The sequence below is a fragment of the Sphingomonas sp. S-NIH.Pt15_0812 genome (assembly GCF_003951315.1).
GTDB lineage: Bacteria > Pseudomonadota > Alphaproteobacteria > Sphingomonadales > Sphingomonadaceae > Sphingomonas.
Window position 1 is genome coordinate 28797 of record NZ_QLJH01000020.1, and the last position, 13942, is coordinate 42738.

Sequence of the window (13942 nt, forward strand, 5' to 3'; positions counted from 1 at the left end):
GTGGCGCACCACGGTAACCGGGTCTAACCGTCCTGTGCTGTCGAGACGCCGAGCGGTTACGCGGATTGTTGATCTCCAGGCCATGAACGGGCGTTGCAACGAAGCTACGCGCTATCGCGTGAGCTCCGATCGCGACGTCCCCGCCTCGATAGAAGAAGCGCTTGCAGGGATATTGGCATCGCGACCGGTGTTACCCTTTGATGCTTCGTCCCTTTCTCGCTGCCGCCGCCTGTTCGGCCCTGCTTTCAACCGTTGCCTCGGCGCAAACCGCGCCGCTCGGTGCCGATCTGGAGCGGTTCGACTATCCTGCCCCCGTGCACTGGTTCGAGGCGAGTTCGCAGGGCCATCCGGTTCGCATGGCCTTTCTCGACTGGCCCGCGACCGCCACGCCCAACGGCACGACGGTTGTCCTGCTCCACGGCAAGAACTTCTGCGCCGCGACCTGGGGCGATACCGCGCGCGGGCTGGCGGCCGCAGGCTACCGCGTCATCGCGCCGGACCAGATCGGCTTTTGCAAATCTTCGAAGCCGAGTGGCTATCAGTACAGCTTCCACGCCATGGCCGCGCTGACGGCGGCGCTGCTCGACCGGGCCGGGGCCGGCAAGGTCGTGCTGGTCGGCCATTCGACCGGCGGCATTCTCGCCACCCGCTTCGCGCTTCTGTACCCTGAGCGGGTCGCGAAGCTGGTGCTGGTCAACCCGCTCGGCCTCAACGACACGCTGAGCGAAGGCGTGCCCTATACCGACCTCGGCAAGCTGCGTGCCGAGGAAGCCAAGACCGACGCGTCGTCGATTAAGGCCTATCAGCTCCGCAACTATTATCATGGGGTCTGGCGGCCAGACTACGACCGGTGGGTCGCCATGCTGGCCGGGCAATATGCCAGCCCCGATGGTGACACGGTGCGCGATGCACAGGCCCGTCTGTCCGATATGATCCAGACCCAGCCGGTCGCGGCCGAGCTGCCGCGCTTGGCGGTTCCGACCACGCTCATCATCGGCCAGCGCGACTTGACGGCCTTTCGGGCGAACAGTGCGCCCGAGGGCCAGCGTGCGCGCGTCGGCACCGTGCCGCAGGCCGCCGAGGAGGCGGTGAAGCGCATCCCCGGCGCGCGCCTGATCCGCCTGGACGATCTCGGCCATTCGCCACAGGTCGAGGCGCCCGCCGAGTTCCTGCAATCGCTTCGCTCTGCGATGACGCCGTGAAGCGATATGCCTGCGCGCTGGCGCTTCTCCTCGCCAGCGGTTGCGATGCTGCCCCCGCACCACGGCAAGCGGCCGTGTCCGGCCCGGTCGAGACGCGCGGTTTGGACAGCGCCATCCTGGCCAACACCGTTGCCCAAGCCAGCCGTCTTCCCCGGCTCCGCTCGCTGCTGGTCCTCCGCGACGGGCAGGTGCTGGCCGAGCAGCGCTTCAACAGAGGGCCGCCGCTCGACCGGCCGGTCAACATCAAGTCCGCGTCCAAGTCGGTCCTGTCCGCATTGGTCGGCATCGCGATCGCGAAAGGCGTGCTGACCGGCATCGACCAGCCCGTGCTGTCGGTGCTTGGCAGCGATGCGCCGCTCGATCCCGACCCGCGCCTTGCCCGGCTGACCGTCGAGGACCTGCTGACGATGCGCGCGGGACTGGAGCGGACGTCGGGTGAGAATTACGGGCGCTGGATGTCCAGCCGCAACTGGGTCCGCTTCGCCCTCGCGCGCCCGTTCGTCGATGAGCCGGGCGGCGCGATGCTCTACTCGACCGGCAACACGCATCTGCTGTCGGCGATGCTGACCCGCGCGTCGGGACGCGACACCTACGTCCTGATGCGCGAGTGGCTGGCGGAGCCGCTCGGCATCACCATCCCGCCATGGTCGCGCGATCCGCAGAGCATCTATTTCGGCGGCAACGATATGATGATGTCGCCGCGCAGTCTGGCGCGGTTCGGCGAACTCTATCGCCTGGGCGGCGTGATCGACGGACGGCGGATCGTTCCCGCCCGCTGGATCGCGGAAAGCTGGACTCCTCGCACCGTATCGCCGTGGAGCGGCGGGCAATATGGCTATGGCTGGTTCGTCGGCACCAGTCGTGGCCATCCGCTGCGCTTCGCCTGGGGCTATGGCGGGCAGATGCTGTTCATCGTGCCAGACCTGAAGCTGACGGTCGTCATGACCTCCGATCCCAGCGGCGCGCGGGACAATGGCCATATCGCCGCGCTCCATGCGCTGCTCGACGACGGCATCGTGCCCGCCGCCGAGCGGGGTGGAGCAACGTGACGGGCGAAGACGCTCAACCGCGATGCACGACCGCGCCGATGCGGACGGCGTCCAAGCCGAGCCATGCCGCCATCCGGTCCAACTCAACCTGAAGCCGGGGCAGCGTATCGGCGGGCGCTCGCGGTTCCAGCGTGACGCGGTGCGCGAGCAGCAGCCCGGCCTGCCGATCCGCTTTCAGATCGACCCTGCCGACCAGCGCCTCGTCCATCAGGAAGGGCAGCACGTAATAGCCGTGCGTGCGCCGGTCCTGCGGGACATAGATTTCGATGCGATAGTGGAAGCCGAACAGGCGTTCGGTGCGGGACCGCTCCCAGATCAACGGATCGAACGGCGCGAGCAAGGCAGCGCCGCGCACCCGGCGCGGCACGGTCGCGTCGCGATGCATCCATGCCTTCTGGCTCCAGCCTTCGACCCGCACCGGCACGAGCACGCCATCCTCCGCCAGATCGGCGATGGCGTGATCGGCTTCGGCGGGTTTCAACCGGAAATAGTCGCGCAGGTCGCTGGCGGTCGCGACGCCCAGCGCACGAGAGCTCCGTTCGATCAAGGCGCGTTGCGCCGCCTCAACCGGTGGCGTCGGGAGCGCCAGTACCGCTGGCGGGATAACCCGCTCGGTCAGGTCGTACAGGCGCGCGAAGCTGCCCCGCCGGGTCGCGGTGGTGATCTGCCCGGACCAGAACAGCCATTCGAGCGCGTGCTTGACGTGGCTCCATTCCCACCAACCGCTGCGGCTGGACCCGTTCTCGAAGTCGGCGGCTGTTAGCGGGCCTTCGGCGGTGATCCGTTCGAGCACGGCGTCAGCCTCGTCCCGACGCTCGGTCGCGAACCGCCGCAGCGCCTGGTAGCCGATCTCGCCCCGCTCAGCCCGCGCCATGCGCCAGCGGAGCAGGGGGTGGAGGTCGAGCGGCAGCAACGACGCCTCGTGCGCCCAATATTCGAACATGCGCCGCTGCCGTTTCGGCCCCCACGCATCGCCCTCCAGCAAAGCTCGGTCATAGCCACCGAGCCGCGAGTACGCGGGCAGATAGTGCGCTCGCGTCAGCACGTTGACGCTATCGATCTGGAAGAGGTTGAGCCGCTCGGCGGTGCTGCGCAGGTGACGAGCGGACGGGTTGACGGGACGCGGACGACCCAAGCCCTGCGCCGCCAGGACGATCCGACGCGCTTCGCGGTTGGAGATGCTCATGTCCGACGAATTCGACCTTGGAAAGCGGCGCGTCAATCTGGCGCTCCGGTGATGGATGGACCGGCTTCAAGCGTTATCGCTTTGCTTCATCCTTCGTCGCTAAACGCCGAAACCGCCATCTCGACAAAGGCGCGCAGGCCTGCCGTCATGCGACGATCGGGCAGGCGGACAAGCGTCAGCGGACGAGGTTCGGGCGCGTGATCCGCCATGACCGGGATCAGACGCCCCGACGCCAGATCACTGTCCAGCGTCATCTGGGATTGCAGGATGATGCCATAGCCCGCGACCGCCGCTTGCCGTAGGGCGGCCGCGTGGTTGATGCGCAGGCGCGGCGGGGGCAGCGGTACGACATGCGCACCACCCGGACCGACCAGCGTCCATCGATCGTCCGCACCGAATTGCGCGAAGCCGATCAGCCGATGTTCGCGCAAGTCGTCGGGCGTCACCGGATGACCGTAGCGCTCCAAATAGGCCGGCGCGGCAGCGAGCATCAGCCGATAGGGAGCGAGCGGATGGGCGACCAACCAGTCATCCTCCAGCGCGCCGATCCGAAAGGCCAGGTCGAAGCCTTCCTCGATCAGGTCGATCTTGCGGTCGCCCAGCACCAGTTCCGCCTGCATGTCCGGAAAGCGGTCGAGATAGGCGGCCAGCAAGGGCGCGACCCGTTCGGTGCCGAAGGCGACCGGTGCGGCGATGCGAAGCCGACCGACCGGCGTCTGCGCCACCTCGGCACCCACCGCTTCGGCGATCGCGACATCCGCCAGCACGCGACGACAGGATTCGGCGAAGCGTCGACCGGCCTCGGTCGGCGACAACCGCCGGGTCGTCCGGTGCAACAGACGGGCGTCGAGCCGCGCTTCCAATGCATTGACGTGCTTGGCCACCATCGTCGCCGAGATGTCGTGCGCCTTGGCCGCGGCGGTGAAGCTGCCGAGATCGACGACCGATACGAAGATCGCCATGCTGGTCAATCGATCCATTGCAAACCCCTGGTTTGAAGATGTCACATCCTATGCGGCTGTTTCGGCTACGGTCCAGCAGGCATCCCCCAGTCATTGACAACCGGGACAAGGATGATCGGCGATGGGCGTGTCGAGGATAGGGCGGTGAAGGCGTTGTTCTTCGACCGGTTCGGGGGACCTGAGGTCCTGCGCTATGGCGCTCTTCCGGATCAGGCGCTGTACGCCGGTTCGGTCTTGGTCGAGACCAGCGCGGTCGGCCTGAACTTCGCCGACATATATCGCCGCCAGGGGGTCTATGTGCTGGACGGCGAGGCGCCATGGATCGGCGGCTATGAGGGGGCGGGACGCATCGTCGCGGTCGGGACCGGCGTCGAGCGCTGGCGGGTCGGTCAGCGGGTCGGGTTTCTCGACGTGCCGCGCGCCCATGCCGAACGGGTCTGCGCGCCCGCCGACCGTCTGGTCGCGCTGCCGGACGATATCGACGACCGCACGGCCGCCGCGCTGTTGCTGCAAGGCGTGACGGCGCAATATCTGGTTGAGGATAGCGGCAGGCTGGCTGCTGACGACCGGGTGCTGGTGCAGGCCGCGTCCGGTGGTGTCGGGCGGCTGGCGGTCCAGATGGCCGTGGCGTTGGGCGCCGAGGTCCACGCACTGGCCTCGACCCCGGCCAAGCGCCAACAGGCGCGGTCGAATGGTGCAAGCGCGGTTTATGGCTATGACGATTGGGTGGCGAAGGTGCGGCGGGCGACCGGAGACGGCGTCGATGTGGTCTATGACTCGATCGGCACCACGCTCCACGACAGCCTCGCCGCCTTGCGTCCCGGTGGCCGTGTGGTGATCTTCGGCAAGGCGGGTGGTACGCCGCCTGTGATCGATCCGCTGTCGCTGATGGAGCAGTCCAAGGGCGTCGTCGGCGGCGATCTTTGGACCTATCTGAACCGCGCGGAAAGCCGACAAAGCCGCGCCGACCGGCTGTTCGCGGCCTTGCGGGCCGGCACGATTACCGCGCCCGCCATCACCGCCGTCCCGCTGAGCGAGGGAGCCGCCGCTCATCGCCTGCTGGAAGATCGCAGCTTCGCGGGCAAGATTGTCCTGATCCCCGACGGTCCACGGTAACGATGATCGCTGGTGGGGGCCTGCCATGCTCAGCTATGATGCACGGCATACCCTACGATTATGAGATCGCGGCGCGCCAGGCATAAGCATTTGGTTTTCCAGTCTCTGCTTATACTGCCCGGACAGGCCGTATTCCGCTCAAGCGATCGCTGCCCCTGAGAGGGAAGGTCGGCGCGGTGGGACGGTCGCAAACCCATCCCGCCGAACCTGCGACCGTCAGGCGCGATAGCCGCCCTGGCGCTCCAGCATCCAGCCGGGATATTCGGCCGGCAGCTTGGTCACCGCATCGAGCGCGGCGAGATCGTCCGCGTCGAGCGACACCTGGGTCGCGGCGATATTGTCGGTGAGCTGATCGACCCGCTTGGCCCCGACGATCACGCTCGTCACCACCGGCTGGTGGAGCAGCCAGGCAAGCGCGACCTGCGCGACGGTGCAGCGCTTCGTCTCGGCGATGCGGCGCATCTCGGGGATCACCACCGAGCCGCGCGTCCGATCGACCGGCGGGAAGTCGAAACTCGCGCGCCGGCGATCCGCCGCCTGACCCTCGCCATCGTACTTGCCCGACAGATAGCCGCCCGCGAGCGGGCTCCACACCATCAGCCCGATCTTCTCCGACCGCAGCATCGGCACGATCTCGCGCTCCAGGTCGCGGCCGACCAGCGTGTAATAGGCTTGGAGCGACAGGATCGGCGCGAGCCGCCGCGCCTCGGCGATGCCGACCGCCTTCATGACCTGCCACGCCGCCCAGTTGGACAAGCCGAGATAACGGACGTGACCATGACGGACGAGCGTATCAAGCGCCTCCAGCGTCTCCTCGATCGGCGTCGCGGGATCGAAGCCGTGGATCTGATAGAGGTCGATATGGTCGAGGCCGAGCCGCTGGAGGCTCTGCTTGCACTGGCTGAGGATGTGGCCGCGCGACGCGCCGCGTGCATTGGGACCATCGCCCATCGGACCCAGCACCTTGGTCGCGATGACGACATCGTCGCGGGCGACGCCCAGGTTCTTGAGCGACTGGCCGAGGATGCGCTCGCTCTCACCGCCGGCATAGACATTGGCGGTGTCGATGAAGTTGATGCCGGCATCGAGCGCGGTCCGGACCAGCGCGTCCGCCTCGTCCTGGCGAAGCTGGCCGATCTGGCCCCAGATGCCCTCGCTGCCGCCGAAGGTCATGGTGCCGAGGCAGAGTTCGGACACGAACAGGCCGCTATGGCCGAGTTGGCGCATACGCATGGGATGATACTCCTGTTGGAATGGATGAGCCGGAGATACGCCGCGAACGTTCGGCACCGCGACGCCGATCCGATCAATGTCCTGCCCGATCCTATCAAAGTAATGCGTAGACGGTGCTTTTGGCGCGCGGCGAAGCTATGATCTCTGCCATGACGACGCTGTCAGACCTTGCCCAACTGATCGAGCGCCATTGGTTCGTCCATGGTCGCGAAACGCCGATCCCGGGCTTGCTCATCACCCGCGCGGAGGAGCCGACCGGCATCATCCGCACGGTCTATCGGCCGTCCTTCTGCCTCGTCGCGCAGGGTGCGAAGATGTCGATGCTGGGGCCGACACCCTATCATTATGCCGAGGGCCAATGCCTGCTCGCCTCGGTCGACCTGCCGGTCACGTCGCGCATCATTCGAGCGAGCGCGGCGGAGCCCTATCTGGCGCTGTCGCTGGCGATCGAACCGGTGACCGTGGCCGAATTGGTGGCGGAGCAGGCGGGCGTGCCGGGCCCGGCCGCCGCCTTCAACGCGCTGGCGACGAGCGACCACGATCCGGCGCTGCGTGATCCTCTCAGGCGTCTGCTCGAACTGCTCGACCATCCGGCCGACCAGGCGGTGCTCGCCCCGCTGATCCGGCGCGAGATCGTCTGGAGGCTGCTCGGCGGCGCGCTGGGACCGGCGCTGCGCCAAATGGGTCTGGTCGACACCCATGCCGCGCGGATCGGCCGCGCGACGGCGTTCATCCGCGACCATTATGCCGAGACGCTGCGCGTGGCCGACCTCGCCGCGCTGGCGGGCATGAGCGTCCCCGGCTTCCACCGCCACTTCAAGGCGGTGACGACGATGACGCCGGTGCAGTTCCAGAAGCAGGTGCGATTGCAGGAGGCGCGCCGCCGCCTGATCGCCGCGGAGGAGGTGGCACGGGTCGGCTTTGCCATCGGCTATGAAAGCCTGTCGCAGTTCAGCCGCGACTATCGCCGGCTGTTCGGGGCACCGCCGGGGCGGGATGCGGCAGCGATGCGCGCGCAACTGGTGCCGGAGCCTGCACTGCCCTGATACTTGACTCCGTCAAGTAAGTTGATCCAGCATGGCGGACATGGAAGATGCAGACGTCACCGCCATCCGCCGGTTCAACCGCTTCTACACCCAGACGATCGGCGCGCTCGACGCGCGGTTCCTCGGCACCGAGGCGAGCCTGCCCGAAGCACGGTTGCTGTTCGAGATCGCCACGCACGAGCCGGTTACCGCCAGCGTGTTGCAGGACGCACTGGGCATGGACGCGGGCTATCTCAGCCGCCTGGTCGCGCGTTTCGAGAAGCGCGGCTGGATCGTGCGCGTGCGCCGCGACGACGACGCCCGTGCGCGTGACCTGCGGCTGACCGAGGCGGGACGTGAGGCCTTCGGCACGCTCGACCACCGCCAGAGCCATGCCGTCGGCGATCTGCTCGGCACCGTGGACGGACAAGCGCGGCGCGATCTGGTCGAAGCCCTGACGCGCGCGCGGCTGCTGCTGGATCCCGCATCGGGTGGACCGTTCGTGATCCGGCCTTTCCGCATCGGCGAGCCCGCGCTGATCGCCGCGCGCCAGTCGCTCCTCTATGCCGAAAGCCATGGCTGGGGTCGCGAGTTGGAGGTGATCGAAAGCGAGGTGACCGCGGCGTTCCTGCGCGACTTCGATCCGGTGCGCGAGCAATGCTGGGTCGCCGAGATCGACGGGGTCATGGCGGGCGCGGTGTTCGTGACCGACGAAGGGGATGGCATCGCCCGGCTGCGGCTGCTGCATGTCGAGCCCTTCGCCCGCCGCCGGGGTATCGGCGATGCGCTGGTCGGGGCTTGCGTCACCTTCGCACGGGAGACGGGCTATCGCGCGTTGACGCTCTGGACCCACACCGTGCTGGAGCCCGCGCGCCGTATCTATGCGGCACAAGGTTTCGTATGTGTCGAGACGGCGATGCATGAGCGGTTCGGCGTTCCGCTCCAAGGTGAGACCTGGCGGCTGGAGCTGCCGGCATGACCGGCAGCCTGACGATCCGCCTCGCGACCGAAGCCGACCTTGGGACGCTGCGCGACCTGATGACATTGTCGATCGATCGCGGTCAGGCGGCGGTGCTGACCCCGGCGCAGATCATGGCCAGCCGCTCCGTGATGGGGCTCGACACGCAATTGGTGCGCGACGGCACGTACTTCGTCGTCGAGGACCATGGCGTGCCGGTCGGCTGCGGCGGATGGAGCCGGCGGGCGACGCTCTACGGCGGCGACCATAGCACCGACCTGCGGGACCCGGCGCTGCTCGATCCCGCGAAGGACGCCGCCCGTATCCGCGCTATGTACACCCACCCGGACCATGTCCGGCGCGGGATCGGCCGGATGATCCTCGACCGCTGTGAGCAAGCGGTACGGGCGGAAGGGTTCGCCGCCGTCGAACTGATGGGCACGGCCGGCGGCGTGCCGCTCTACGCGGCCTACGGTTACGAGCCAGTTGAGCGCGCCGATACCCATGTCGATGGAGTCGTCGTGCCGCTGACCCGGATGCGGAAGCGGCTGTGATCCAGGGCTGATGCCGCCGCCCGTCAGGTCGGGCAGGCCTTGGCGTTCGGCCGACGCCGGAACGCCAGCAGCATCGCCAGCGCCACCGCCGCCATCACCGCGCCCGCCAGCGACACGGTGGGCAAGCCCAGCCCGGCCCCGATCACGCCGCCGCCCAGCGCCGCGCCGATCGCATTGCCAAGGTTGAAGGCACCGATATTCATCGCGGAGGCGAGGTTCGGCGCGTCCGAGGCCGCATCCATCACCCGCATCTGCAAGGGCGGTACGATCGCGAAGCTTGAGATGCCCCAGATCAGGATGGTGATGGCGGCGGTCACCGGCCATTGCATGAGAACCGTGAAGGCGAGCAGCGTCAGCGCCATGATCGCCAGCATGGTCATGAGTGCCCGGTCGACCGAACGGTCGGCCAGCCGCCCGCCGACGCCGTTGCCGATCGTCGCGCCGACGCCGAACAGCATCAGCATCGCGGTGACATAGCCGGTCGAACCATGCGTCACGTCGCGCAGGATCGGCACGATATAAGTGAACACGGTGAACACGCCGCCAAAGCCGATCGTGGTCAGGGCCAGCGCCATCACGACCGGCCCGCGCGTCAGCACCCGCAGTTCGGCGCGCATGTCGCCGCCCTCCACAGCCGGCAGCGGCGGCAGCGCGAGCCGCAGAGACAGCATCGCGATTGCGCCGACGCCCGCGATCCCGGCAAAAGCGGTGCGCCAGCCGATCGCCTCGCTGACCCAGGTCGCCGCCGGCACGCCGCCGATGGTGGCGACGGTCAGCCCGGTGAACATCGCCGCCACCGCGCCCGCGCGCTTGTCCGGCGGCACGAGGCTCGCGGCGACCACCGCGCCGACGCCGAAGAACGCGCCGTGATTGAACGAAGTGACGACCCGCGCCGCCATCAGCATCCAATAGCCGCCCGCCATCGCCGACAGCGCATTGCCGAGCGTAAAGATGCCCATCAGTGCGATCAGCAGCGTCCGCCGGTCGATCCGCCCGGTGGTGAGCGTCATCAACGGCGCCCCGATCAGCACGCCCATCGCATAGGCGCTGACCAGCAGCCCGGCGGCGGGGATCGACACCTGCAGGTCCGCCGCGATCACCGGCAACATGCCCATCGGCGCGAACTCGGTCACGCCGATGCCGAAGGCACCGACCGCCAATGCGAGCAATCCGAGGTTGAACTTCATGATCGTAGCTCCCTCAAACCATCGGCGGCGCGAGGCGGGCGAAGCCCTCCTGTTGCCGGTACGGGGTGTGTGGATAGGGCGGCAGCACGTCGCTCGCCGCATCGAGCGCGGCAACCTGCTCGGGCGTCAGCGCCCAGCCGACCGCGCCGAGATTGTCGCGCAACTGCGCCTCGTCGCGCGCGCCGATGATGACCGACGATACGGTCGGACGTCGCAGCAGCCAGTTGATCGCGACCTGGGGCACGGTCTTGCCCGTCTCCACCGCCACCGCCTCCAGCGCGTCGACGACGCGGTAGAGATGCTCGTCCTCGACCGGTGGCGCGAACTGCACGGTATCGTGGAGGCGGCTCCCCGCCGGGATCGGCCGTCCCCGCCCGATCCTGCCGGTCAGCCGCCCCCAGCCGAGCGGGCTCCAGACCAAGGCACCGACGCCCTGATCCGCCGCCAGCGGCATGAGGTCCCATTCATACGCTCGGCCGATCAGCGAGTAATAGACCTGATGCGCAACGAGGCGCGGCCAGCCATGGCGATCAGCGAGCGCTTGCGCCTTCATGATCTGCCAGCCGGGATAGTTGGAGACGCCCGCATAGCGGACCTTGCCGTCGGCGATCAGCCGGTCAAGCGTGCCCATCACCTCCTCGGTCGGCGTTGCCGCGTCGAAGGCGTGAAGCTGGAGCAGGTCGATCCGGTCGGTGCCGAGCCGCCGCAGCGCCGCCTCGACCGCGCCGATCAGCCGCGTCCGCGACGCGCCCCAGTCCTGCGGGCCGTCACCCATCGGCAGGCCGGTCTTGGTCGAAATGAGGACGGCATCGCGCCGCCCCTTGATCGCTTCGCCGAGCACCTGTTCCGACGCGCCGTCCGAATAGACGTCGGCGGTGTCGAACAGCGTCACGCCCGCGTCGAGGCAGATGTCGACCAGCCGCCGCGCCTCTGCGGCGTCGCTTGTACCCCAGGCGCTGAACAGCGGCCCCTTGCCTCCGAACGTGCCGGCGCCGAACGACAGCGCCGGAACGCGCAGGCCGGACGATCCCAATTGGCGATATTCCATGACACCTCCTTTGCGAATGTCATTCGTCAGGCGCATAGATGGACGGTGAAGCACGGTGGCGAAACCGCCCGCCGGTGCAAAGGATCTATGCCTTGGATGCAAAGGTGATAGGCAATGATGATCGCGCCCGGTCACTCGCCCTGTTTGCGAGCGTGGTGGAGGAAGGCAGCTTCTCGGCGGCCAGCCGCACGCTCGGGCTGACGCCGTCGGCGGTGGCGCGGGCGATCGACCGGATCGAGGCGCGGCTGGGCGTCCGGCTGCTGCTGCGTTCCACCCGCGCGTTGACGCTGACCGCCGAGGGGCAGGCCTATCTGCTCGCAGCGCGGCGCATTCTCGCCGATCTCGACGATGCCGAGCAGCAGATCGCCGACCAGGGCGCACCGCGCGGACGGCTGCGGATCAGCGCGGCGCTGGCGCATGGCCGGTTGTGCGTCGTGCCTCTGCTCGGCGAGTTCGCGCACGCTTATCCGCATATCATGATCGATATCGCCCTGACCGACACGCTGGTCGATGTTGCGGCGGGTCAGGCCGATGTCGCGATCCGCTTCGGCCCGCTTGCCGACAGCGGACTCACGGCCCGGAAGCTATCCGAGGCGCGGCGAGTGATCGTGGCGTCGCCCGATTATCTGGCGCGGGCGGGCACGCCCAGGGTCCCGGAGGATCTGCACGCCCACAAATGCCTGAACTTCAGCTTTCGCCGCGCCGAACCGATCTGGCCGTTCCGCCGCGACGGCAAGGATTTCGCGCTGAGTGTCGAGGGCGGCATCGTCGCCAACAATGGCGAGACGCTGGGTCATCTCGCCGCTGCCGGCGTTGGCGTCACCCGCGTCGGCCGCTTCAGCGTCGCGGCCGAGATCGCTGACGGGCGGCTCATGCCATTGCTGGAGGATTATAATCCAGGCGACGTCGAACTGATCCACGCGATCTTCGTCGGGGGGGCCACTACGCCTGCACGGGTGCGGGTGTTCGTCGACTTTCTGGTCGAGCGCTTAGCCAGCCGGTTCGAGTAGCGGGCGCGAAACGGCCTTTTTCAGAAACGCGTACAGCCGGTCGTCATCGCTCATGGCGACGTTGAAGCGCATGTGATCGCGCCAGCCGCCACTGGTACTGAACACCGGCCCCGGCGCCAGCACGATACCTTCCGTGATCGCCCGCCGGGCAAGCTCAACGGCATCGACGCCGTCCGGCAATCGCGCCCACAGGAAGATGCCCGCCGCCGGATCGACCCATGGTTCGATACCGGTGGCCCGCAGACATTTCGCCACCCTGGCCGCAGCCCGGGCCAGCCGGGTCCGGACACCGTCAACGTGGCGCCGATAGCTGCCATCGGTCAGCACCGCGTGCAGCAGGTTGGCGGTGAGCGGACTGCCCGCCATCGACGTCGCGATGCGCAAGTCGGCCAGCCCTTCGATCCAGTCGGGTCGCGCCGCGATATGGCCACAACGCACCGCGGCGGACAACGACTTGGAAAAGCTGCCGATCCGGATCGTCCGATCTAGGCCGTCGAACGCCACCAGACGCGGCGACGGCGTATGTTCGAAGTCGGCGAAGATATCGTCCTCGACGACGACCATGTCGTGCGCCTCGGCGATCTTGAGCAAACGGTGCGCGGTGGCGGCGGCGAGGGACGCGCCGGTCGGGTTATGGACGCTCGAGTTCGTCAGGTAGAAACGCGGGCGATGCGTGGCGGCAGCCTCTGCAAAGGCAGTGACGTCTGGCCCGGTCGGCGTCATCGGCACACCCACCACCATTGCCCGGTGTGCCCGGAGCAGCGCCAGGAAGTTGAAGTAGCAGGGATCGTCGACCAGCACCGTATCGCCGGGCTGGAGCAGGAAACGGCACACCAGATCGAGCGCATGGGTGCCGCTGTCGGTCAGCAGGATTTGGTCGGGTCCGGCCTCGATCCCCTGATCCGCCATTCGCCGCGCGAGCAACGCCCGGAGCGGCGGCGAGCCCAGGGGTGACGCGTAGCCCGCCAGCGTGCCGTCATCGTCCGATCGCGCCACCCCGCGCATCGCCTTGCGAAGCGCATCGCCCGCCAGCCAGTCGTCGGGCAACCAGCCGCATCCCGGCATCAGTTCGTGGCGGCGCTCCCCCAGCGACTGGCGCAGCATCCAGAGCGGGTCGACCTCACGTTCCTTCGTATTGGCCAGCCGATCCAACGCCAGCGGAGCCAAGGGCGCGACGACATAAAAGCCCGATCCCGGTCGCGAGCGAATGACGCCCTCGGCGGCGAGGCGATCATAGGCCTCGACCACCGTCGAGCGCGCGACGCCGCTCGTCTCAGCCATGGCGCGGATCGACGGCAGCCGTGCGCCCGGCGTCAGCGCGCGGGCATCGATCCGGTCACGGATCGCGCGGACCACCATGCCGGTGCGGGTTTCGTCGGGGGCGCTCGCCATCGTACTGCTGTTCTCACCAA

Annotated in this window: 13 protein-coding genes; 7 read left to right on the forward strand and 6 right to left on the reverse strand. The window is 68.0% G+C overall.

Going from position 1 to position 13942, the window contains the following annotated elements; genetic code table 11:
- Window positions 1-200: 200 nt before the first annotated feature.
- Both BRX43_RS13510 and BRX43_RS13515 read left to right on the forward strand, forming a co-directional pair.
- The gene (locus BRX43_RS13510) at window positions 201-1202 is read left to right on the forward strand and encodes an alpha/beta hydrolase (RefSeq protein ID WP_125995625.1); all 1002 of its coding nucleotides are present in this window, start codon (window positions 201-203) and stop codon (window positions 1200-1202) included.
- A complete protein-coding gene (locus BRX43_RS13515) occupies window positions 1199-2251 on the forward strand; it encodes a serine hydrolase (protein WP_164523610.1) in 1053 nt (350 codons plus the stop codon). Before BRX43_RS13510 ends, BRX43_RS13515 begins: the two co-directional genes overlap by 4 nt.
- 13 nt (window positions 2252-2264) lie before the next feature.
- On the opposite strand, the gene BRX43_RS13520 is transcribed toward BRX43_RS13515, so the two are convergent.
- Both BRX43_RS13520 and BRX43_RS13525 read right to left on the reverse strand, forming a co-directional pair.
- Entirely contained in the window at window positions 2265-3437 is a 1173-nt protein-coding gene (locus BRX43_RS13520) for a crosslink repair DNA glycosylase YcaQ family protein (RefSeq protein ID WP_125995626.1), read from the reverse strand.
- 86 nt (window positions 3438-3523) lie between these two features.
- On the reverse strand, window positions 3524-4417 hold the full coding sequence (locus tag BRX43_RS13525) for a LysR family transcriptional regulator (RefSeq protein WP_125995627.1): 894 nt from the start codon (window positions 4415-4417) through the stop codon (window positions 3524-3526).
- A gap of 93 nt (window positions 4418-4510) precedes the next feature.
- Here BRX43_RS13525 and BRX43_RS13530 point away from each other — a divergent pair, with 93 nt between their 5' ends.
- Window positions 4511-5515 (forward strand): quinone oxidoreductase, encoded by a 1005-nt coding sequence (locus BRX43_RS13530; RefSeq protein WP_206433213.1) that lies wholly within the window; start codon window positions 4511-4513, stop codon window positions 5513-5515.
- A gap of 216 nt (window positions 5516-5731) precedes the next feature.
- Here the strand turns inward: BRX43_RS13530 and BRX43_RS13535 are convergent, their stop codons facing one another.
- Window positions 5732-6748 (reverse strand): aldo/keto reductase, encoded by a 1017-nt coding sequence (locus BRX43_RS13535; RefSeq protein ID WP_125995628.1) that lies wholly within the window; start codon window positions 6746-6748, stop codon window positions 5732-5734.
- 149 nt (window positions 6749-6897) lie between these two features.
- On the opposite strand from BRX43_RS13535, the gene BRX43_RS13540 reads away from it, so the two are divergent.
- The 3 genes from BRX43_RS13540 to BRX43_RS13550 are packed head-to-tail and all read left to right on the forward strand — an operon-like array spanning window position 6898 to window position 9285.
- Window positions 6898-7794, forward strand: a complete 897-nt coding sequence (locus tag BRX43_RS13540; RefSeq protein ID WP_125995629.1) for an AraC family transcriptional regulator — start codon at window positions 6898-6900, stop codon at window positions 7792-7794.
- Window positions 7795-7834: 40 nt separating this feature from the next.
- On the forward strand, window positions 7835-8752 hold the full coding sequence (locus BRX43_RS13545) for a GNAT family N-acetyltransferase (RefSeq protein WP_125995630.1): 918 nt from the start codon (window positions 7835-7837) through the stop codon (window positions 8750-8752).
- Window positions 8749-9285 (forward strand): GNAT family N-acetyltransferase, encoded by a 537-nt coding sequence (locus tag BRX43_RS13550; protein WP_125995631.1) that lies wholly within the window; start codon window positions 8749-8751, stop codon window positions 9283-9285. Before BRX43_RS13545 ends, BRX43_RS13550 begins: the two co-directional genes overlap by 4 nt.
- 23 nt (window positions 9286-9308) lie before the next feature.
- Here BRX43_RS13550 and BRX43_RS13555 read toward each other — a convergent pair whose 3' ends face one another.
- Both BRX43_RS13555 and BRX43_RS13560 read right to left on the reverse strand, forming a co-directional pair.
- Entirely contained in the window at window positions 9309-10472 is a 1164-nt protein-coding gene (locus tag BRX43_RS13555; RefSeq protein ID WP_125995632.1) for an MFS transporter, read from the reverse strand.
- Between the two features lie 13 nt (window positions 10473-10485).
- On the reverse strand, window positions 10486-11520 hold the full coding sequence (locus tag BRX43_RS13560; RefSeq protein WP_125995633.1) for an aldo/keto reductase: 1035 nt from the start codon (window positions 11518-11520) through the stop codon (window positions 10486-10488).
- 92 nt (window positions 11521-11612) lie between these two features.
- Here BRX43_RS13560 and BRX43_RS13565 point away from each other — a divergent pair, with 92 nt between their 5' ends.
- On the forward strand, window positions 11613-12530 hold the full coding sequence (locus tag BRX43_RS13565; RefSeq protein WP_125995634.1) for a LysR family transcriptional regulator: 918 nt from the start codon (window positions 11613-11615) through the stop codon (window positions 12528-12530).
- On the opposite strand, the gene BRX43_RS13570 is transcribed toward BRX43_RS13565, so the two are convergent.
- The gene (locus BRX43_RS13570) at window positions 12510-13922 is read right to left on the reverse strand and encodes a PLP-dependent aminotransferase family protein (RefSeq protein ID WP_125995635.1); all 1413 of its coding nucleotides are present in this window, start codon (window positions 13920-13922) and stop codon (window positions 12510-12512) included. The genes BRX43_RS13565 and BRX43_RS13570 overlap by 21 nt on opposite strands.
- Window positions 13923-13942: the final 20 nt, after the last annotated feature.